Source organism: Zunongwangia sp. L-65 (genome assembly GCF_056859415.1).
Genome location: NZ_JBSXOK010000036.1, coordinates 59314 through 81755 on the forward strand (window position 1 = coordinate 59314; position 22442 = coordinate 81755).

17 protein-coding genes are annotated in these 22442 nt (G+C 37.4%); 5 read left to right on the forward strand and 12 right to left on the reverse strand.

Features of this window, described 5'->3' with window-relative positions:
• Window positions 1-93 precede the first annotated feature (93 nt).
• Window positions 94-1020 (reverse strand): malate dehydrogenase, encoded by a 927-nt coding sequence (gene mdh / locus AC13DP_RS03240; RefSeq protein WP_013073182.1) that lies wholly within the window; start codon window positions 1018-1020, stop codon window positions 94-96.
• Between the two features lie 199 nt (window positions 1021-1219).
• Window positions 1220-3160, reverse strand: coding sequence for a DNA topoisomerase (ATP-hydrolyzing) subunit B (gyrB, locus tag AC13DP_RS03245; protein ID WP_013073183.1), 1941 nt, complete (start codon window positions 3158-3160; stop codon window positions 1220-1222).
• Between the two features lie 525 nt (window positions 3161-3685).
• On the opposite strand from gyrB, the gene AC13DP_RS03250 reads away from it, so the two are divergent.
• Window positions 3686-4243 (forward strand): DUF2911 domain-containing protein, encoded by a 558-nt coding sequence (locus AC13DP_RS03250; protein ID WP_228250356.1) that lies wholly within the window; start codon window positions 3686-3688, stop codon window positions 4241-4243.
• Between the two features lie 114 nt (window positions 4244-4357).
• On the opposite strand, the gene AC13DP_RS03255 is transcribed toward AC13DP_RS03250, so the two are convergent.
• The 4 genes from AC13DP_RS03255 to AC13DP_RS03270 all read right to left on the reverse strand — a co-directional run bounded on the left by AC13DP_RS03255 (window position 4358) and on the right by AC13DP_RS03270 (window position 10290).
• On the reverse strand, window positions 4358-4990 hold the full coding sequence (locus tag AC13DP_RS03255; protein WP_041580103.1) for a 7-carboxy-7-deazaguanine synthase QueE: 633 nt from the start codon (window positions 4988-4990) through the stop codon (window positions 4358-4360).
• 65 nt (window positions 4991-5055) lie between these two features.
• Window positions 5056-5730, reverse strand: a complete 675-nt coding sequence (locus tag AC13DP_RS03260; RefSeq protein WP_483067304.1) for a peptidoglycan recognition protein family protein — start codon at window positions 5728-5730, stop codon at window positions 5056-5058.
• The gene (locus tag AC13DP_RS03265) at window positions 5705-7096 is read right to left on the reverse strand and encodes a SusD/RagB family nutrient-binding outer membrane lipoprotein (RefSeq protein ID WP_483067305.1); all 1392 of its coding nucleotides are present in this window, start codon (window positions 7094-7096) and stop codon (window positions 5705-5707) included. The genes AC13DP_RS03260 and AC13DP_RS03265 overlap by 26 nt, the downstream gene beginning before the upstream one ends.
• A gap of 11 nt (window positions 7097-7107) precedes the next feature.
• Entirely contained in the window at window positions 7108-10290 is a 3183-nt protein-coding gene (locus tag AC13DP_RS03270; protein WP_483067306.1) for a SusC/RagA family TonB-linked outer membrane protein, read from the reverse strand.
• A gap of 157 nt (window positions 10291-10447) precedes the next feature.
• On the opposite strand from AC13DP_RS03270, the gene AC13DP_RS03275 reads away from it, so the two are divergent.
• The 4 genes from AC13DP_RS03275 (at window position 10448) to AC13DP_RS03290 (ending at window position 14199) form a co-directional block, all read left to right on the forward strand.
• Window positions 10448-11758: a D-alanyl-D-alanine carboxypeptidase/D-alanyl-D-alanine-endopeptidase gene (locus AC13DP_RS03275; protein WP_483067307.1), complete on the forward strand. Its 1311-nt coding sequence runs from the start codon at window positions 10448-10450 to the stop codon at window positions 11756-11758.
• A gap of 17 nt (window positions 11759-11775) precedes the next feature.
• Window positions 11776-12831, forward strand: a complete 1056-nt coding sequence (locus AC13DP_RS03280; protein WP_347406559.1) for a S66 peptidase family protein — start codon at window positions 11776-11778, stop codon at window positions 12829-12831.
• A 191-nt stretch (window positions 12832-13022) separates the two neighbouring features.
• A complete protein-coding gene (locus tag AC13DP_RS03285) occupies window positions 13023-13583 on the forward strand; it encodes a hypothetical protein (RefSeq protein ID WP_347406558.1) in 561 nt (186 codons plus the stop codon).
• Between the two features lie 10 nt (window positions 13584-13593).
• Entirely contained in the window at window positions 13594-14199 is a 606-nt protein-coding gene (locus tag AC13DP_RS03290) for an inorganic diphosphatase (RefSeq protein WP_483067308.1), read from the forward strand.
• A 375-nt stretch (window positions 14200-14574) separates the two neighbouring features.
• Here AC13DP_RS03290 and ftsZ read toward each other — a convergent pair whose 3' ends face one another.
• The 6 genes from ftsZ to AC13DP_RS03320 are packed head-to-tail and all read right to left on the reverse strand — an operon-like array spanning window position 14575 to window position 22411.
• Window positions 14575-16659, reverse strand: a complete 2085-nt coding sequence (ftsZ, locus tag AC13DP_RS03295; protein WP_483067309.1) for a cell division protein FtsZ — start codon at window positions 16657-16659, stop codon at window positions 14575-14577.
• Between the two features lie 36 nt (window positions 16660-16695).
• Window positions 16696-18039, reverse strand: coding sequence for a cell division protein FtsA (gene ftsA, locus AC13DP_RS03300; RefSeq protein WP_347406556.1), 1344 nt, complete (start codon window positions 18037-18039; stop codon window positions 16696-16698).
• Between the two features lie 3 nt (window positions 18040-18042).
• On the reverse strand, window positions 18043-18759 hold the full coding sequence (locus tag AC13DP_RS03305) for a cell division protein FtsQ/DivIB (protein ID WP_228250343.1): 717 nt from the start codon (window positions 18757-18759) through the stop codon (window positions 18043-18045).
• Window positions 18749-20104 (reverse strand): UDP-N-acetylmuramate--L-alanine ligase, encoded by a 1356-nt coding sequence (murC, locus tag AC13DP_RS03310; RefSeq protein ID WP_339809746.1) that lies wholly within the window; start codon window positions 20102-20104, stop codon window positions 18749-18751. Before murC ends, AC13DP_RS03305 begins: the two co-directional genes overlap by 11 nt.
• A gap of 1 nt (window position 20105) precedes the next feature.
• The gene (murG, locus tag AC13DP_RS03315) at window positions 20106-21206 is read right to left on the reverse strand and encodes an undecaprenyldiphospho-muramoylpentapeptide beta-N-acetylglucosaminyltransferase (RefSeq protein WP_347406555.1); all 1101 of its coding nucleotides are present in this window, start codon (window positions 21204-21206) and stop codon (window positions 20106-20108) included.
• Window positions 21203-22411 carry an FtsW/RodA/SpoVE family cell cycle protein gene (locus AC13DP_RS03320; RefSeq protein WP_347406554.1) on the reverse strand — a complete coding sequence of 403 codons (1209 nt, stop codon included), beginning with the start codon at window positions 22409-22411 and terminating at the stop codon, window positions 21203-21205. Before AC13DP_RS03320 ends, murG begins: the two co-directional genes overlap by 4 nt.
• Between the last annotated feature and the right edge of the window lie 31 nt (window positions 22412-22442).

The window sequence follows — 22442 nt, forward strand, 5'->3', positions numbered from 1 at the left end:
CCCAATAAATTCTTTTTGAAAATTTTAACTTTTAAACATAAAAAAAAGCCACATAATTTGTGGCTTTTTGATTTATCATCAAGCATTATATGATTACAGCTCTAATAAGCCGTTAGTCTTTTTAACACCTTCTGCACTCTCTTTAATTTTAGCTTTTTCCGCATCATCCAGCTGAATCTCCACAATTTTTTCTAATCCATCTTTACCGATAATAGCAGGCACTCCTATAGATATATCATTTAAACCATACTCTCCTTCTAAGAAGGCTGAACATGGAAAAATTTTCTTTTGATCGCAAGCAATAGCCTGAACTAATGCAGAAACTGCTGCACCCGGCGCATACCAAGCGCTTGTACCTAATAGTTTGGTTAAAGTCGCTCCACCAACTTTAGTGTCTTCTGACACCTGATTTAAACGCTCTTCCGAAAGGAAAGCTGAAACAGGAACACTATTACGAGTGGCTAGCCTTGTAAGAGGTACCATACCGGTATCACTGTGTCCACCAATTACCATCCCATCTACATCAGAAATTGGGGCTTCTAAGGCCTCTGCCAATCTATATTTAAAACGAGCGCTATCTAATGCTCCTCCCATTCCGATGATTTTATTTTTTGGAAGCCCGGTAGTTTTATGTACCAAATACGTCATCGTATCCATTGGGTTACTCACAACGATTAATGTAACATCTGGCGAATGCTTGATAAGATTACTTGCAACTTCTTTTACAATACCTGCATTAATCCCGATAAGCTCTTCACGAGTCATACCTGGTTTTCTTGGGATACCACTGGTAATTACAGCTACATCACTACCTGCTGTTTTAGAGTAGTCATTTGTACTACCTGTAATTTTAGTATCAAAACTATTTAAAGAAGCAGTTTGCATAAGATCCATAGCTTTACCTTCCGCATATCCTTCTTTAATATCTAATAAAACAACTTCTGAAGCGAAGTTTTTAATGGCAACGTATTCAGCGCAGCTAGCACCTACTGCACCAGCTCCTACTACTGTAACTTTCATTTTATGAATTTATCGATTAATACTATCCCAAAAATACGAATTATGAAAATGCTTTACTAATAAAGACCAGTTAAATACTTGGAGACTATAGGCTAAAATTATTTTTTCTGAGTTCATACCCAAAAAAGGGATTTATTTAAAATAACAAAGCCCCGAAATTTTCCGGGGCTTTGTTCAATGTGATAAAATATTATTTCAATTAAGCATCGATATTAGCATATTTGGCATTTTTCTCGATAAACTCTCTACGTGGTGGAACTTCGTCTCCCATTAGCATAGAGAAAATACGATCTGCTTCTCCACTATTATCAATTGTTACCTGTCGTAATTTTCTACGCTCAGGATCCATAGTGGTATCCCAAAGTTGTTCGGCATTCATTTCTCCCAGACCTTTATAGCGTTGAATCTGGATCCCGCCACTGTATTCGTCAGCAATTTCATCACGCTCCTTTTCATTCCATGCGTAACGCTTTTTGCTTCCTTTTTTCACTAAATAAAGTGGTGGTGTTGCGATATAAATATGTCCCTGCTCAATCAACTCTTTCATATATCTAAAGAAGAAGGTTAGAATCAAGGTTTCGATATGGCTACCATCGACATCCGCATCACACATAATTACGATTTTATGATAACGCAATTTGGACAGGTTAAGCGCCTTACTATCTTCCTCGGTTCCAATTGTAACTCCTAAAGCAGTATAGATATTCTTAATCTCTTCATTATCAAAAACCCGATGTGACATGGCTTTTTCCACATTCAGTATTTTACCCCTAAGCGGTAAAATTGCCTGAAAATTACGGTCACGGCCCTGTTTCGCCGTTCCACCTGCCGAATCCCCCTCTACAAGAAACACTTCACACTTTTTAGGATCCTGCTCTGAACAGTCGGATAATTTTCCAGGTAAGCCCCCGATACTCATGGCTGTTTTACGTTGCACCATTTCACGGGCTTTTTTCGCAGCGTTACGTGCCTGAGCAGCAAGAATTACTTTTTGAACAATGGTTTTGGCATCATTAGGATTCTCTTCGAGATAATTCTCAAGCATTTCTGAAACTGCCTGAGATACCGCTGAAGTTACCTCACGGTTACCTAATTTAGTTTTGGTTTGTCCTTCAAACTGAGGTTCTGCAACTTTTACTGAAATAATAGCAGTTAACCCCTCTCTAAAATCATCTCCTGTAACTTCAAATTTCACCTTTTCAAGTAAACCTGAAGCATCAGCATATTTTTTTAAAGTTGTAGTTAATCCCCTTCTAAATCCAGAAAGGTGTGTCCCTCCCTCATGGGTATTAATATTGTTTACGTACGAATGAAGGTTCTCGTTAAAGGTGTCGTTATAAACCAGTGCTACTTCAACAGGAATACCGTTCTTTTCACCCTCCATGCTAATCACATCAGCAATAATCGGTTCTCTTGTTCCGTCCAGAAAACGAATAAATTCCTTTAGACCTTCCTCAGAATGAAATTCTTCTGAAAGAAATTCTCCTTTTTCGTCTTTTTCTCTTTTATCGGTAAGAACAATCCTTATCCCTTTATTAAGAAAAGCCAACTCTCGCATACGTTTCGCCAGAGTCTCGTAACTATATTCTAAAGTTTGCTGAAAAATTGAGGGATCAGGCTTAAAAGTAACTATAGTACCGCTAAGCTCTGTTTCCCCAACAGGTTTTACTGGGTACATAGGCTTCCCTATTTCATATTCCTGCTCCCAAATCTGTCCATCTCTATAAACTGTAGCTTTTAAGTGTGTGGATAATGCATTCACACAACTAACACCTACTCCGTGAAGACCACCTGAAACTTTGTAAGAATCTTTATCAAATTTTCCTCCTGCACCAATTTTAGTCATTACAACTTCTAATGCAGAAACTCCTTCCTTTTTATGTAGATCGATAGGGATACCTCGACCATTATCCTCTACAGTTATCGAATTGTCTTCGTTTATATCAACTTTTATAGCATCACAGTGCCCTGCCAATGCCTCATCGATTGAGTTATCAACAACTTCATACACCAAATGGTGCAAACCTCTTACACCAGTATCTCCAATATACATCGAAGGTCGCATGCGAACATGCTCCATCCCTTCTAACGCCTGTATACTATCCGCCGAATACTTTTTCTCTTTGGCTTCTTCGCTCATACTATATCAATTAAGTTCTTCTCTTTTATGAATAACGAACAAATATAACAAAACGTTAATTTCTTTATACCTCTACCTGACAACAAAGCCTTTAAGTTATCAACAATTTGTGCAAAAAAAGCCCATGACACTATTGGGAAATCCCAGGCGTCACGGGCATAACAAACCACACGTTTACTTGAATATTTTTAAAACTTCACAGTGAATTGAACTAAACTAACTTAGAGTACGCCTCGGAGCATTTAATCCCGAATCGAGTAAACTAAGATTCAAACAAAATTTATAAGCACAAACTTAAAATTCGGGAACGAATATCTACAATTACTTACAATTATTAAACCATAAAGAACATTTTAATTACATTTAAAAATTTAATCTACGCAATTAGAAAATCACGTAAACATATTTTCTGGTAATTCCCAAATTGAGTTTACCAATGTAACTTCTGTAAATTTTAACAGGTTATAAACAGCCTAATTCCCAGCAGCTATTATATTTACTCAAAACATAAATGATAAAAGTCTTATGAAAAAATTACTGATACTGACTATTTTAGGTTTTGGCCTTAGCTTGCCTTCTAGCCTTATAGCCCAAACACAAGGACCTAACTTTGCCAAGATGGACGTTAGTCCTATGGACATTGCCCTTTATCGCAATGATAATAATGAACCTGTTGCAAGGGTAATCTATAGCCGACCTCAAAGAAGAGACCGGGAAGTTTTTGGAAAACTGGTTCCTTACGGTGAAGTTTGGAGAACAGGAGCAAACGAAGCTACTGAAATCACCTTCTATAAAGATGTAATGATTGCTAGTGCAAAAGTAAAGGCAGGAACTTACACGTTATATTCAATTCCTAACGAAAAAGAATGGACAATAATTCTTAACAAGAAAACACTTACCTGGGGAGCTTACGAATATAGTGACGAACTGGATTTAGTAAGAATCAATGTTCCTGTTAGACAAATGCAAAATCCTATCGATGCACTTTCTATGGCCTTTGAAAAAGAAGGCAACAATACTGCAAATCTACTTATTGGATGGGATAAATATTATGTAAAAGTTCCTATTGAAGTTGCAAAATAGTAGCAATAGTACCTAATCAAAAAACATGGTACAAGCATCTGCCGGCAGTATCATCTCTTTTAAAGGTGCTAATAAATTAAAAAAGGCGCTCTGTTTAAACAGAGCGCCTTTTATTTAAGGTATATTAAGATATTTATGTGTTTGTAAGGACACTTTCCACTTTGGGTTTCGCATTACATAATCTACGATAAGCGGAATCATTTTTTCACGGTTACTCCATTCTGGTTGTAAATATAAAATACAGTGTTCCCCTACCTGAGCCGCCTGCTCTTCAGCAAACTTGAAATCATGCTTATTGAAAATAATTACTTTTAATTCGTTAGCTACTGGATAAATCTCTGGTTCCGGTAATTTTATCTTTTTAGGCGATAAACAAATCCAGTCCCAAATTCCCGTAAGAGGGTAAGCACCAGAAGTTTCTATATGAATTTGGCAGCCTTGCTTTTTAAGACTATCAGTAAGCGTAGTCATATCCCATGTTAAGGGCTCACCACCGGTTATTACAATAGTCTTACTGTATTTCAATGCATTTTCCACAATCTCACCCACATGTGTTGGTGGATGCAAACCGGCATTCCAGCTTTCCTTAACATCGCACCAATGGCAACCCACATCACAACCCCCTATTCTTATAAAATAAGCAGCAGTACCTTTATGATATCCTTCTCCTTGTATAGTATAAAACTCTTCCATTAAAGGAAGCATAATACCTCTATCTACCAGCTCCTGTGTCTCTTCTGTAATCATAGCCTGCAAAGATATGTAATCTTTCACTTTATGATGCATGCCTTTTCGATAAATCTAAATCACTGCTATATCGCTCCTTTTAGATCAAGATACTGTGTTGCCTTCCTAACTTTCTTCATAAAATTTACCCCCGGGTCTATCTTATTTGTCCTATAATTATCATCCTTTTCTAACCATAGATTTGAATTTTCAAAAGTTTTATACTCATAATGCCCAATAAGATATTCTATCGTTTCATATTTTGCTTTCAAATACTCAACCAGCCAGATATTCGATTTTAATTGCGCTTTAGTTAAAGGCTTTTTTGCACCTCCTACATTTTCTACTCCTATAGCAACATGATTCAACCCAATAACATGTCTTGCCATCCAGGTCTCTGGCATCAATCTATAAATTTGACCATCTCTATCAATCAAAAATTGAATAGAAACATTTAACGTACTTGCATCTTTAATCTCAGTTCTCGCGTTCGGTAGATGTACATCGTCAAACGCATCAAAGGATTTTTTAAAGGAAGGAATGGCCGTCCAGTGCAAAACAATCATTCTAGGTGTAATAATTGGCTCTTTTTGCGCTATACCATAATGTTGCTCTAAATATTCTAAACTTAATTGCTTTCTCTCTTCTGTAAATTGAATTGGTTTATCAATAATTTCTTGCGAAAAAAGTATTGATTTCACAACAATATTAAACAGCAGAAAAATTATAATTGATCTATTGATCCCACCAAACTCGCCCATAAATCAAGTCTTCTCCGTTAAACTGCCTATTTACCGCCTCCTCATAGTTATCAGAATTATTGAAAGATTCATTATCAGGGTAACTTAAACGTAATGGGATTTCAGCTCCATTAGGAGTCGTAAAACCAGTTGGAAATCCTGTTCTCCGCCATTCAGACCAGGCTTCGTAACCATGCATGTATAAATGAACCCATCTTTGGTTGGCTATACTTGCTATAGCGTTGTTCGCATCGAAGGCAACTTCTGGCTGGCTTAAGAATGAATCTACACCTTCACTACTTCCCGTCCACTGTAAAAATGACTGCTCTATAGCCATATTATAATTCTCTTCAGCACTTTCTCCAACCCAACCACGTGAAGCGGCTTCAGCAATTGCAAAATAAACCTGAGCAGCAGTGACAAGATAAACAGGCGCGTCCTGAGCATAAATAGCTGAACCTAAAAGAGAATATTCTTCTGTCCCTATCGCCTCTTCTTCCCCATATCTAAGCCCTACAAAATTATTATTCGCTCTTGCAGGATTTCCATACACTTCTAATCTTGGATCATCAAAAGGCAACATATGAGAAACCAGTTTCTCTGTTAACGCCCACCATTCTCTATTTTGGTTCACTACCTGTCCATACCAGTAATTCTGATTATTTGCTTCTGCCAAATGACTGTATACCAGATTATCAGCATTATCTAAAATTACTCCATCGCTCAAAGCTTCTTTGAATTCGGTTTGCGCAAGATCGGGATCCACTTCAGATAATCTTAAAGCCATAAATAACCTAATGGTATTTGCCAGCTTACGCCATTTATCCATATTTCCATCGTATACAATATCGTTATTGATTTTTCCAGCCATCATCATAGAAGTAGCTTCTTTTAGTTCTTGAAAGAGATCTAAATAAATTGATTGCTGAGTATCATAAACTGGTGTAAAATTTTCTGATCCCATCAAAGCTTCTTTATAGGGTACATCACCCCAACGATCTGTAATATTCCAGTAAAAATAAGCTCTAAGAATTTTGGCTACTGCCACCTGATTATCCACTGGCCCTTCCGTAGAACTTAAATTCTCCTGATTATTTAAAACGGTTTGTAAATTTTCCAAAGGCCCCTGATAATAAGAATAAAAACTTGTACTTTCTTGTGGATACAAAGAAGTTCCTACATACTGTGTTTCTGCGAGATATTGAGCGAAAAACTCACCTCTGGGCGATGAGGATAGGCCAGGCAAATAAAGCTCTGCATTAGCTATTAACTGGGTACCTGAAGCCTGGCTGGGAAGATTAGGATTTATATTAATATCCTCGTCGAAATTATCACAACTCTGAAAAACCAAAGCCAGTAATAAAATACTATATATTTTTTTTATCATTTTTATTTTGCTTAAAACGTAATATTAAGATTGATTCCATAAGATCTAACGGTAGCCAACTGTCCCGACTCATACCAACTAATCGATTGTGATCCGGTAGAAATTGCCGAGGGATCAATACCGTCTGGCGCATTTTGCCAAATCATTGCAGGGTTGCGCGCTATAAAAGCCACATTTACAGCCTCAAAAGGAAGCACCTCCATTATTTTTGCTCCAAAAGTGTAGCCTAATCTTAATTCGCTTAATTTAATGTATGAAGCATCATATAACCACTCTTCATAAATCCTTCGACCTAACACATTCCTATAGTAAGAACGTGCATCTACAAAATTTTCTACTTGTTCTCCAGTTTCTGCTGAAATACCAGCTACTCGCACTCCTCCTCCATCTTCTAATGCATCTCTAACATTCATTCCGTTTTCATTGATTGCTACTGTTAAAGGATCCTGTCCCGTCCTTACCCCTAACATTTTAGATCGACTAAAAAACTGTCCGCCTCCCTGAAAATCGATCATTGCATTTAGGCTTAAGTTTTTCCATCTAATAGTATTTTGAAAACCACCGGTAAAATCGGGCAAAACCGTTCCAAAATCATGAGTAGCATCAGTGTACAAAGGCATCCCATTATCATCGATCAAGATATCGCCAGTCGCTTCATCTCTTTGGTAAGCCTGCCCTACAAGACTCCCAAAAGGTTTGCCCTCATAAGAGTTCAGATAACTGGTCACACTAGAATAGGTTGTAGCACCATAAGTATAAACATCGATACCTGGAGCAAGCTCGACTACTTCACTTTTATTTCGGCTTATATTAAAAATCGCATCCCAGCTAAAATCATTGGTCTGAATTGGTTTTCCTGATAAGCTAATCTCTACACCATCATTTTCTATCAACCCTGCATTGATAGTACTCGATTCATAACCGCTAGCTCCAGAGACATCTAGGCTTATTATCTGATTTTTATTACGCTGCTTATAATATGTAAAGTTCAATCCCAGTCTATTTCCAAAAAAGCGCAGATCCAACCCTGTTTCATAAGAATGAGAGAATGAAGGTTCTATATCTGGATTATTTAAATTATCTGGAACATATAGTGTATTTATTCCATCATAAACAGTTCCTACTCCATAAGCCACTGTAGTTCTATAGGGACTTAGATCTGATCCAGCCTGGGCATAACTTGCTCGAAACTTACCAAATGACAGGATATCCAAATTTATTAGCTCACTAAATACCAAACTACCAGAAATTGAAGGATACCAGTACGAATTATTATCTTCTGGCAGAGCCGAAGAATTATCATTTCGAATAGAGGCATCCAGAAAATAAGTATCCAAATAACCTAAAGAAACCATAGCAAAAAGGCTACGTATTTGTTTTTCCAACTTGTACGATGTCGTAGATGGACGATCTATAGAAGCATCAATATTATAAAATCCAGGGGCAGAAAGCCCACCAACAGTCGCCTGCGATAGATACGAATAATTTCTATTAAATATATTCCCTCCCAGGGTTCCATCTATGGAAATAGCGCCAAACTTCTTATTGTATTGTGCCAGCAACTCATAATTCCATTCTTTATTTTGGTATTTCCCAACAGAGTAAGAAGGCACTCCGGTACCGCCAAATGCAGTACGATTTTCGATATTCTGAGTATACATATCAGACCGAATCGCTCCTCTTATCTCCAGTTCCGGCAAAATATTATAACTTAAAGTTACATCCCCAAAAAACCGATCTCTACTATCGTTCGACAAGTTCTCGTAGGCATTAAAATAAGGGTTATTCCAGTATAAAGGATTAAAATTCGTGATTTCACCGGTCTCTGAATCCGGTCTTCTTAAATTCCAGTGCAATATCGTACCATCATCATACCTATAATCTTTTAACCTATCCATATCAAGATTTCTTTGAAACCACTGGTTAAGATATGCTACTCCGTATTCTGAACCCTGCCCTGGTCTCTGCGCTTCATTTCTGGCATAATTAATAGTAGTAGAAACTGTTAGATTTTCCGCCAAATCCAAACTTGCATTTACCCCGAGGTTATTCCTATTAAGCTCTGTATTGGGTTCTACCCCTTCAATTCGGGTATCATTAAGACTTAAACGATATGTCGAATTTTCATTTCCTCCAGATACGGTTACTCCATTATTTAAGTTCACTCCCGTTTCATAATAATTTTTAACATTATCTGGGTGCGGTACAAATGGTGTTAACTGCCCATAAGTAGGATCTTGTGGATAAAAACTAAATACCTGGCGTACCGGCGTACCATCCATTCTAGGCCCCCAACTTTCATCTACGTTAAGGTCTACATAAGGATCGCCATTAGGTAAAGTTCTAAATGACTGACTAGATCCTCCTCCATACATATTTTGCTTGGGAAGAAAATTACCTGCAAATTCCAACATCAAAGAAGAGTTTACCTGTACCCTAACTTCTTTTGGTCCTTTTTTACCTTTTTTGGTAGTAATCATGATCACACCGTATTGCCCCCTAATACCATACAACGCCGAAGCTGCAGGACCTTTCAAAACATTTACAGATGCTATATCACTAGGGTTTATATCCTGAGCAAGGTTCCCATAATCTGCTCCTGAACTCCCAGAGAAATTACTGTTTGAAATTGGTGTACCGTCGATAACAATTAATGGTTCATCTCCACCATTAATAGAATTTACACCTCTGATCTTAATTTTTTGGGTTCCTCCCATACTTGCCCCCGAGGAACCGGTTACCTGAACACCAGCTACCCTTCCTGATAATGTCCCCAAAACATTTTGCTGATTTGTAATATTCAGATCTTCCCCTTCTACTTCTTGCGTGGCATAACCCAGAGACTTTTTATCTCTTGAAATTCCTAATGCCGTCACCACAACTTCATCAAGACTTTCGGTATCCTGAACCAAGCTTACATTTAATTCCTCCTGTCCACTAATTTCAATCTCCTGACTTACGAAACCAATTGCAGAAAATACCAATATAGCATTTGGCATAACCTCTAAACTATATTTACCTTGCATGTCTGTAACGGTCCCATTATTGGTACCTTTTATAATAACATTTACTCCAGGTAAAGGCATATTATCCTCTGAGACTTTTACAGTTCCAGAAATAATTCGATTTTGTGCAAAAAAGGGAGTCGTTATCATAATGCTCATAAGAGCGAAAAGAATTAATTTTTTCTCCATTCCTTTTGTGTTAAATTTTAAAATTACAAAAAGAAATATACGTACTTTATGATTTTATTCACATTTATAATCAACAATAAAAAAATTTTTAACAAAAAAATGCTTTTAAAGCTAAAAAAAATAACATTGCCATTTTAAACCGTTAAGATTCTAAAAAATGCAAATTAAAATAAAACTCTTCTTTCTCTTACTCTCCATTTCCTGTCTTAGCTGCGCCTCTTTAAAAAACACAAAAAATATTAGTCAGATTTTTGACCATTCGCCTGCTTTTAAACAAGGTTTTACAGGACTCGTAATTTATGATCCAGGAAGTAACAAGATTTTATTCGATAAAAACGGCAATAAATACTTCACCCCGGCCTCAAACACAAAATTATTCACCTTTTACACAGCACTTAAAATTATAGGTGATTCTGTGCCAAGCTTAAAATATGCAACTCACGGAGACAGTCTAATTTTTAAAGGAACAGGCGACCCTGGTTTTCTTTATGCCGAATTTGATGCTAAAAATACACTTGATTTTTTACGAAATTCCGATAAAAAGCTGTTCTTACTTTCCCCTGGCTTTACTGAAAAAAGATTTGGTCCCGGTTGGGCATGGGATGATTATAATGATTATTATTCGGCAGAAAGAAATGCCTTCCCACTATATGGAAATGTAGTTGAATTTCGGTTTAAAAATGGTCAAAATTTACCCAATAGCTATCCGGTGATCTTTAAAGATTCAATTTCTACCGAAACAATTAAAGACTTAGGAATGGGTGTTTACAGGGATATCGACAGTAACGTCTTCAGGTTAAAAAACATAAAAAGAAAGGAAGATGCTACCCGTGCTGTACCTTTTATTACATCTGAATTTACTTCTGCTAAATTATTAAGCGATACACTGCAAAAAGAAGTTATGCTTTTGCAGCAAAACCCGAAAAACTTAGCGTTAGATCGAATTATATACAATACCTCTTCAGACAGTTTATATAAAAAAATGCTTCAGGATAGTGATAATTTTATTGCAGAACAGCTTTTACTGGTTGCAGCAGGAGAAATTTCAGACACTTTAAAAACAGCTATTGCAATAGATTATGCTCAGAAAAATTTATTAAGCGATCTTCCTGACAAAATAAACTGGCATGACGGCTCTGGCCTAACTCGCTACAATCTTTTTACTCCACGCAGTATTGTGAAGTTAATTTCAAAAATCACTGATGAAATTGGGGAAGAAAAATTTAAAGCCTTATTACCGGCAAGTGGTGAATCCGGCACGCTTAAAAATTTCTATAAAGCAAGTAAACCTTATATTTACGCTAAAACGGGGACACTTAGAAACAATCACTCACTAAGCGGACTTTTAATCACCAAAAGCGGAAAAACCTTATATTTTAGTTTTATGAACAGCAACTACATCGTTCCTAATTCGCAGCTTAAACAAGCAATGGAAGAAGTTTTAACCACTGTTCGTGATCAATATTAATACTTGAAATACTCATCATGCAAAGACGTAAATTTCTACAAAATATTGGACTAAGCAGTCTTGCTATTCCTTTAAGTTCCTATGCGACCACAAGTTTCTATAGAAATTATGAATCTAAATATATCATTAAACCTAAGGCTTTAAAAGTAGGAGATACTATAGGAATTGTGAGTCCGGCAAGTGCTATTTTTGAAACCGAACCTTATCAAATCGCTAAAGAATCTTTTGAAGCGATGGGACTAAAAGTAAAGTTTGGCGAATTTGTCAAAAATAGATATGGTCACCTGGCAGGTACCGACAAAGAACGGGCGGGTGAATTAAATGCCATGTTTAAAGATAAATCTATAGATGCGATTATTGCTTTACGCGGTGGCTCTGGTTCTGCCCGAATTCTGGAACTTTTGGACTACCAGGCCATTAAAGAGAATCCAAAAATCTTTATTGGCTATAGTGATATTACCGCTTTACATTTGGCTATTTTCGAGAAAACAGGTTTAGTAACTTTTCACGCTCCGGTGGCAGTTTCTACCTGGAACACTTTTAGCGTTTCCCATCTAAAAGCTATTTTATTCAATAAAGAAAGTCCGCTATTGGAGAATCCAAAATCACTTGGCGATAATCTCACGCAGATCGCCAATCGAACACGTACTATAACACCGGGAACCGGAAAAGGTAGGCTATTAGGAGGCAACCTTTCTGTGTTAACAGGGATTATGGGCAGCAAATATTTCCCTGACGACTGGAATAACAAAATTTTATACATCGAAGATGTTGGCGAAAAAGTATATGCTGTAGATCGCATGATGACGCAACTACAACTTGGCGGTGTTTTTAAGCAAATTACAGGTTTTATTTTTGGGAAATGTACAGAATGTGACCCTGGAGGAAGTGGCTATGGAAGCTTGACTCTGGAAGAGGTACTGGACCATTATATTAAACCTTTGGACATTCCGGCTTTTAGCGGAGCCATGATCGGACATATCGATGATAACAGCACGATCCCTAATGGAATTGAAGCTAAAATAGATGCTAGCGCGGGAACAATTCAATTATTGGAAGCCGCCGTAATCTAATTGCATACTAAAAAAATCTTTGCCCGCCATTACAAGGTATTGTTTACTTTTATAAAAATTTAAGAAATCTAAACCGATTGAAATCCGAAAAATTTAGCAGGTATTTTATATTCAGGAAATACCAAAATTTAAGTTTTTCCGTTAATCCAGATACGCCAAATTCAATAAATAGAAAAGTAATTAAATTAACTATGAAGAAACACTTACTGGCAATTTTCACTTTAACTGCCATATTCCTAAGTTCTTGCCAAAAAGATGAAAACAATCCCTTTTTAATTACCGCCACACAGGTTGGAAAATTAAAAAAAGACATCAAAATCAATCAGTTAGATTCGTTATATCACGAAGATTCCCTGGTAAAAGAAACCAGTGGTCCAATGCAATTAAGAGCAACGAATGAGGTTAAGGTTTTCGAAAAAGGAGGCGATCCTTTGCTCATCCTTGAACCTGCACAGGAATTCGATAGCACAAGCACTATTGGTTATATACGAGTTTTGGACCCACGATTTAAAACCAAGGCGGGTTTAAATACCGCAAGTACTTTTAAAGATATTGTAGAAAATTATCAAATCTCAAGAATTGAGAACACGATTAGTTCAGCCGTGGTATTTCTAGACGAAATAAACGCCTACATCACCATTGATAAGAAAGAATTACCATCCAGTTTACGTTATGATACCGATACACAAATCAGATCTTCACAAATTCCAGATGATGCTAAATTTAAATATTTTATGATCTACTGGGACTAAGATATCAATCATGCAAAAATTAAAGATTCTCATATTCTGTAATATATTCATCGCTTTTAGTTGTAACACTCCTCCAGATTATGAGAATCTCCCTTTAAAAGACAAAAACGGAAATTACCAGGCCGTAGTCGAAATACCTTCTGGCACTAACCTAAAACTGGAGTTTAATCATTCATCAAAGAAGTTTATTCCCGATCAACGAAACGGAATCGACAGGATTATAGAATTTCTCCCTTATCCCGGCAATTACGGTTTTATTCCTTCAACTTATTCAGATCCTGAAAAAGGTGGTGATGGGGATGCCTTGGATGTGCTTATTTTAGGACAATCTGTAAAAACAGGAGAGATTATCCCCATAAAACCAATAGCAGTTTTAAAATTACTGGATGAAGGAGAGCAGGATGATAAGATTATCGCCGTACCTGCGCTAAAAAAAGATCAAATTTTTAAAGCTGAGTCTTATAAAGTTTTCCTAAACAATTATCCCGAAGCTAAAGAAATTATTGAGCTTTGGTTTTTAAGCTATGATAAAGATAATAATCTGAAAATAAAAGGATGGGAAGATGAAAATGAAGCTATAAACCAAATTAAAAAATGGTCTATTCCATCTACATAGAATTTTCTAAAAAGCCTTACAATTTGTTAATTACAAACTGAATATCAGTTAATTATATAAATTAGTGCAACAATTAAATAAAATCGACAATTATGATTAAGATTTTTGCACTTATATTAACCGTAGGAGGCGCTATTGCACTAGTGATGGGAATATTAGGTATCTTTGGTAGCCTTGCGTTAGCATTAAGCCCGTGGGCTTTGAGCATTATTGGGTTTATTTTTTTTTAGCGGGTATTAGCCTTCTTAAATATAGAAAAGACACAGATGTGATTCAGGCAGAGAATAAAAAAGATTTATAATCCGCAGCGATTTAATACAAAAAGAAAGGAGGCAAATTGCCTCCTTTCTTTGTATATAATAAATGATTGGTTATTTAGTCCACATTATCATGTAAAAACGAATTGTTTCTTCTAAACTGAAGATCGTTATTTTCGTCTTGCCCTAAACTGGTTCTGGACATTTTATTCTCACCGTAATTTGTGCTATCCAGATTAATCCCGGCTCTTTTATAAGCAGGTTGTTTTTCAATTTCCTCTATCTGCGAAGCATTACCTCTAAACTTATAATTAAATTCCTTCATTTTAGCGCGACGCTCTGCAGCACGTTCTACCACATGCTCTGGAATTGGATTATTAAAAGGATTTTCATCCTGCTCCTCTTGCTTTTTTGGTGTTGGCTGTACCGTACGCTTCTCAAAAGCAATAGTTTCATCTTTAGGTGCTTCGCTCTCTTGTTTCTTTGCAGGCTTAGAGTTTTCTAATTGCTGCTCGAATTCCATATAATCATCCAGGCTATATCTTTTTACCGTTCCGTTAGAAGCATTCTCAGTGGCTGGAATAACTTCTACCGGCTCGTTTACTTCGATATTCTTTACCTCGTAACTGGGCTCTTCAGCATCTTCAGTATTCAGCACATGTCTTTTTACCGTTTCCTGCTTAGGTGTTTGTTCTACCCCTGGCTTAGGAATCTCAGCTTTTGGTTGCTCCCGCTTTTCTTCTTCCTGATTTATCGGAAAATCGAAAGTGAACATAAATTGTTCTTCATCGTTCTCATCATCCTTTACTTCCACTTCATCAACTTCTGCATTGGTATCATTGATCACAAAATCTTCAGGGTTTACCTCATCATAAAACACATCCATGTTATATGCTGAAGGCGGAGTATAAAGATCTGGATCTTTAGCAGGTGTTGGCTGCACCTGTTTTACCTCAGTAGTTTTAGCCTCTTGCTGAACTTGTTTTTGGACTACCTGCTGGGGACTTTTAGGTGTGGGAGCTTCAACTTCATCCAAATTTTCATCTAAGGTATGAACGATCTTTTTTGGCTGTTCCGGTTCTTTCTTTTCCTCTGGTAAAGGAAGTTCGGTAAACGAACCTGCATGAGAACGATTAGAAGGGAATTCATGCTCCGCTTTCTGCTCGTCTTCCAGCGTATGGATAATTTTTTTAGTTTCAGTATTGGTGATTTCATCCTGCTGCTCTACATTGAAACCAGTCGCAATGATCGTAACAGAAATCGCTCCTTCTAAGGCTTCATCTTCACCAACCCCCATAATGATATTGGCACTGTGACCAGCTTCTGCCTGAATATGATCGTTAATTTCACCAATCTCATCAATAGTAATTTCTTCGGAACCGGAAACAATTAATAGCAATACATTTTGAGCACCGGTAATCTTGTTATCATTTAATAATGGCGAATCTAAAGCTTTGGCAATAGCATCCTGAGCTCTATTTGCCCCTGACGCCGACGCAGATCCCATAATCGCCGTACCACTATTACTCAATACAGTTTTAGCATCCCTAAGGTCAATGTTTTGAGTATAGTGATGGGTTATAACTTCAGCAATACCACGGGAAGCAGTTGCTAAAACTTCATCGGCTTTAGAGAAACCGGCTTTAAAACCTAAGTTTCCATAAACTTCACGAAGCTTATTATTATTAATCACAATTAAAGAATCTACATGAGAACGAAGTTTTTCGACACCTCTTTGAGCCTGCTCATTTCTCATTCTACCTTCAAACTGAAAAGGAATAGTTACGATACCTACCGTAAGAATATCCATTTCTTTAGCTTGTTTTGCTATGACCGGAGCGGCACCAGTACCGGTACCTCCTCCCATACCTGCGGTAATAAATACCATTTTGGTATTTACATCGAGCATATTTTTAATCTCATCAAAACTCTCTACTGCGGCCTGTTCTCCAATTTCAGGATTTGCTCCCGCTCCAAGTCCTTCGGTTAGGCTAACTCCCAACTGGATCTTATTAGGAACAGTACTGTTTTCCAGTGCCTGTGCATCGGTATTACAGATTACAAAATCTACTCCTTTAATCCCTAATTGGAACATGTGGTTAATAGCATTACTACCGCCACCACCTACACCAATAACTTTGATGACGTTCGATTGATTCTTAGGTAAATCGAATGAAATGTCTCCGAATTCTGTATTGCTCATAAATTCAATTTTACTGGTTCTCTATTGTGCTATGTATTACTCTGCGTTATCTAAAAAATCTTTGAACTTTTCTGCCCATTTATCGAAAATACTTTTTCGGGGCTTAGGCTGTTCTACCTGTACTTGCGGTTCTTCTCGCTCTGTTTCTGCTTCTTCAGCCACTTTTACCGGCTCCGGCTCTTTCTCCTTAAGAACGGCTTCTTCCTGAAAACTACTTTTGCTGGTTTCTAAACTATTCATTACCAATCCTACTGCCGTTGCATACATCGGACTGGTAGTTTCACTATCATTATTTCCTGCCAGGTGCTCATTAGGAAAACCTATTCTGGTATCCATTCCGGTGATATACTCCACCAGTTGCTTAAGATGCTTTAACTGTGCACCTCCGCCGGTTAACACAAGACCACCAATCAGTTTTTTCTTCTGATCTTCGTGTCCGTAATTTTTTATTTCTAAATACACCTGTTCGATAATCTCTACCACACGCGCGTGAATGATTTTCGAAAGGTTTTTAAGCGTAATTTCTTTGGGTTCCCTTCCTCTTAATCCCGGAATAGAAACGATCTCGTTATCCTTATTCTCTCCGGGCCAGGCTGATCCAAATTTTATTTTTAGCAATTCTGCCTGCTTTTCAATAATCGAGCAACCTTCCTTGATATCTTCAGTAATTACGTTCCCTCCAAAAGGAATTACCGCAGTATGCCTTATAATACCATCTTTAAAAATTGCAAGATCAGTAGTTCCGCCACCTATATCTATAAGTGCCACCCCTGCTTCTTTTTCTTCCTGACTAAGGACTGCATTTGCTGATGCCAAGGGCTCCAGGGTAACGGCTGAAAGATCTAAACCTGCACTTTTTACACAGCGACCAATATTTCTTATAGAAGAAACCTGGCCAACTACAACGTGAAAATTGGCTTCAAGGCGACCACCATACATCCCGATAGGCTCTTTAATTTCAGCCTGCCCATCTACTTTATATTCCTGCGGAAGTACGTGAATAATCTCTTCCCCGGGTAACATTACCAGTTTATGTACCTGATTGCATAAGCTATGAATATCTTCAGCATCGATGACCTCTTCAGGGTTTGGCCTGGTGATATAATCACTATGCTGTAAACTTCTAATATGCTGCCCCGCAATTCCTACCACTACATCTTTAATCTTTTGACCAGAGTCTGCTTCAGCTTCCTGAATCGCCTGCTGTATAGATTGAATAGTTTGTGTAATATTATTTACCACACCACGGTGCACACCAAGGCTTCTGGACTTCCCAATCCCAACGATCTCTACTTTACCATACTCATTCTTCTTGCCAATCATGGCAACAATCTTTGTCGTCCCTATATCTAATCCTACTGCAATATCCTTTTGCTCCATATCTTACTTTTTAGTGCATACAACCTGATTACCAAACTGTAGATTCACTCTTTTATAGGTATCTAACTTTTTATCTTTTAATGCCTTTTTATAAAATGCTTTGAAATTATTGAATTTTAAAGCTATGTTTTTAATCTCTCCAAAATAAACTACAAAATCTGCTTTTCGCAGTTTCAGCTCATATCGTCCGTTTTCCAAACGTTGGATAGTAGTAATATGCTTACTTAAGAAACTATCATTTTTTATATAGCTTACCAACGGATAAGCCGTTAAAATATTCGATTCATCAAAACCTAACATAAGAGGCACTCTTGCTGAAAAATTTTCTGATAACGGCATTACCTCCCCATTTTTATCCAGGTAAAATGAAGTATTTCCTACAGCTCTTCCAATAGGCTTACGCTGCGTAACAGTTGCTGAAAGTTTCCCATCTAACTTTAAGAAAACCTCGGCATTCTCTATCATATCATGACTATTGAGCAGTGTTTCTACCTTATTCAAATCTAAAGTTTCCTGCCCCAAGTTTTCGTTGGCCTCTTCATTTTGTATCAACAACTTATTAACCGCATCTACAGTAACATACAGGTTTTCGTTATCTGTAAAATGAACTTCAGAACCTGTTAATTTTCGTTGACTGTGCCTTTTTTCAGCAAAGCCATATAAAAAAGCCATTAAAGCCAGCAAAAGCACAAATTTTATGTAACCTAATTTAGATTTCATCTTCCAGGGCTCTTTTTACGGTTTCAACTTCATTCCCTATATCTCCGGCGCCAAGCATTAAAACAATCTTAGCTTTAGATGTAATGATTTTAGCCGATAATTCTTCTCGCTTTACCAATTGCTTATTAGGATTATTTATTTTCTCTAATAACCATTGGGAATCTACTCCTTCTATTGGCTTTTCTCTGGCCGGATAGATATCCATAAGCATTACCTCATCAAATTGTGATAATTTTTCAGCAAAGTCATCTACAAAATCTCTGGTTCTGCTAAATAAATGTGGCTGAAAAACCACCAAATTCTTCATTTTAGGATACATTTCCCTTACCGCTTCAAAAACGGCTTTAATCTCGGCCGGATGGTGCGCATAATCATCAATTAAAACTTTTTGATCTGTCTTAATTTTATAAGAAAAACGTCTTCTTATTCCTTTAAAGCTTTGTAACGCATCCCTCAACTGTTCTGCTGGGCTACCATACTCCAGCGCCATAGCCAGTGCGGTTACAGCATTAAGAACATTATGCCTACCGGGGAGGTGTAGCGTAAATCCTTCAATAATTTCTGTAGGCGTCTTAAGATCAAAATGATAATTTCCACCTAGTATTTTTATGTTGATTGCTGAAAAATCAGCATCATCTTCAATTCCAATTGTTTTTCCTTCAAGTGGAAGTCCGTTTTTAACGAAAAGTATTCCATCTTTAGGAAGCAAGGCTGCAAAAGCTTTAAATGAAGCCTGCAAATGTTCGTTCACACCATAGATATCCAAATGATCAGCATCCATAGAATTTATGGCAGCGATATTTGGCGAAAGATGAAGAAAGGAGCGATCAAACTCATCAGCTTCAGCCACTATAACCTCATCGCCTTTCAAAATTAAATTACTCTGTATATCTTCACTCACTCCACCAAGAAATGCCGTTACCGGAGCATTGGTTTCTTTTAGTAAATGACCTAAGATTGCGGTTGTTGTGGTTTTACCGTGTGTACCCGCAACAGCAAGTGTAAAGCGATCACTGCTAATCAAGCCCAGTACCTCAGCACGCTTTTTCAGGATAAACTGCTCTTCAATAAAATATTGAAGTTGCAAATTCTCTTTAGGAACTGCAGGAGTATATACCACCAGTGTCTTTTCTGAATCTTTGAATTGCTTAGGAATTTCACTAATATCATCCTTAAAAGTCACTAAAATACCTTCAGCCTCCAGTTCCTTGGTAAGCACTGATGCTGTTTTATCGTAACCGGCAACATATTTACCCTGGGATTTAAAAAAACGCGCCAACGCACTCATCCCAATACCGCCAATACCGATAAAATAATAGTTTTGTATGTGACTTAAATTATTCAAATTAGGCTTTTCTGATAATTAGCTTTTCAATTTCATCTACAATACTGGACGTTGCGTTTGGCAAAGCCATTTTCTTAATATTTCTACTTAATTCTTTTTGCTTACTTTGATTCTTAAGCAAATCGAAAAAAACACTTTCAAATTTTTCTTCCAGCTGAGTTTCTGCTATGGTGATAGCCGCTTCATTCTTTGTAACCGCCATCGCGTTTTTAGTCTGATGATCTTCAGCTACATTAGGGGACGGAATAAAAATTACCGGTTTTCCCACGATGCACAATTCTGAAACACTACCCGCTCCTGCTCTGGAAATAATCACATCTGCCGCAGCATAGGCCAGATCCATTCTATTTAAAAACTGATGCACCTGAACAGTACCTTCAGTATAAGATATATAGTCCTCATAATATAATTTCCCACATTGCCAGATTAACTGAATATCTTCTTTTTTTAATTTATCAGCATACTCAGCGATTAACTGATTCACCCTTCTTGCCCCCAAACTTCCTCCAAGTACTAATACTGTTTTTTTGTCTGCATCCAACTTAAAGAACTGCTGGGCTTCTTCTCTTTTAGTATCAATATTGAGTAAGTCCTGCCGTACCGGGTTTCCGGTTTTTTTCACCTTTTCCTGCGGAAAAAATCGCTTTACTTCATCATAGGCCGCACAAATAATATTAGCTTTTTTTGCCAGGATCTTATTGGTAATTCCTGGAAATGAATTTTGCTCCTGAAGCAAAGTTGGTATTTGCTGTTTATTAGCTACATGCAGTAAAGGACCACTGGCAAATCCACCTGTACCCACCGCAACATTTGGTTTAAAGTCCTTAATAATCCTTTGGGACTTCCTAATACTGCTTATTAATTTAAATGGAAACATCAGATTTTTAAGCGTAAGCTTTCGCTGCAAACCACTTATCCAAAGACCTTCGATCTCGTAACCGGCTTGTGGCACTTTCTCCATCTCCATTTTATCCTGTGCTCCAACAAATTTGATCTGCGCATCGGGATAGCGGCGCTTTACCTCATCGGCAATAGCGATAGCCGGGTAAATATGACCACCCGTTCCTCCACCGGATAATATGATGCGTAAATCTTTACTCATATTGCTTCACTTAAAATATCCAAAGGATTTTCGTCCTCCGCATTTCTTTCAGCTTCCTCAGTTTCTTTTTCTTCTTCTCTTTTTGCACTTACACTAAGAATAATTCCCAATGAAAGGCAGGTCATCCAGATTGAGGTCCCCCCACTACTCACTAGCGGAAGTGTTTGCCCCGTTACCGGAAATAATTCTACCGCAACTGCCATATTCACCAATGCCTGGAAAATAATGGGAATACCTACCCCCATTACTAATAGTTTTCCAAATACGGTATTAGCCTTAGTGGCCACGATAATAATCCTGAACAAAATCATCAAATACGCCAGCATGACTCCAAGAGCACCAATAAGCCCCATTTCTTCGACAATTATCGCATAGATAAAATCCGAAGAAGATTGTGGCAAAAAGTTTCGCTGTACGCTTTTTCCAATCCCAGTACCCGCAATACCACCTCTGGCAATGGCTATCTTTGCTCTTTCAATTTGATAATCGGCTTCGGTATCTTCGTCGTTCGTAAAATTTTCTATCCTACTTGTCCAGGTATCTACCCTGTTTGGTAAAAAACCGGGAAACGCCTTAGCCGCTAAAACAAAAATTCCGAATAAAATCACTCCCGCAAACACAATTGCTAACAGGTATTTTACCGGATAACCACCTAAAAACATGAGTACCAAAACCATAGCAAAAATGATCGCAGTAGTGGAAAAATTGGCCGGCAAAATTAACATTAATACTGAACCTACAGGCACCCAAAGCGGTAAAATTGTTTCTTTAAAAGTGATTTTCTTCTCGGTAATTTTAGACATATACCTTGCGACATAAATCATTAAAACCACCGCTGCAAACGTAGAAGACTGAAAGGTAACCCCTAAGACAGGAATCCTTATCCATCTACTGGCATTTGCCCCGTCGATAACCGTTCCCTGCGCCATGGTGTAAATCAATAATACAATGACCACCGGCAACATTAAAATCGATAAGCCCCTATAATAATGGTATGGCACTTTATGTGCTGCGAACAACACACAAAAGCCCAGTAGTAAATGAAAAAAATGAACGATCAAATATTTAAAAGTACTTCCATCTCCATACAGGTACGCGATGTTACTACTGGCGCTGTAAACCGGCAAAAATGAAAATATCGCAAGTAGCCCGGCAGTAGCCCAGATTACCTTATCTCCTTTAATATTTGCAAAAATGTTTCCCATTCCGCTTTTTCAGTTTAACTAACTGATCCTA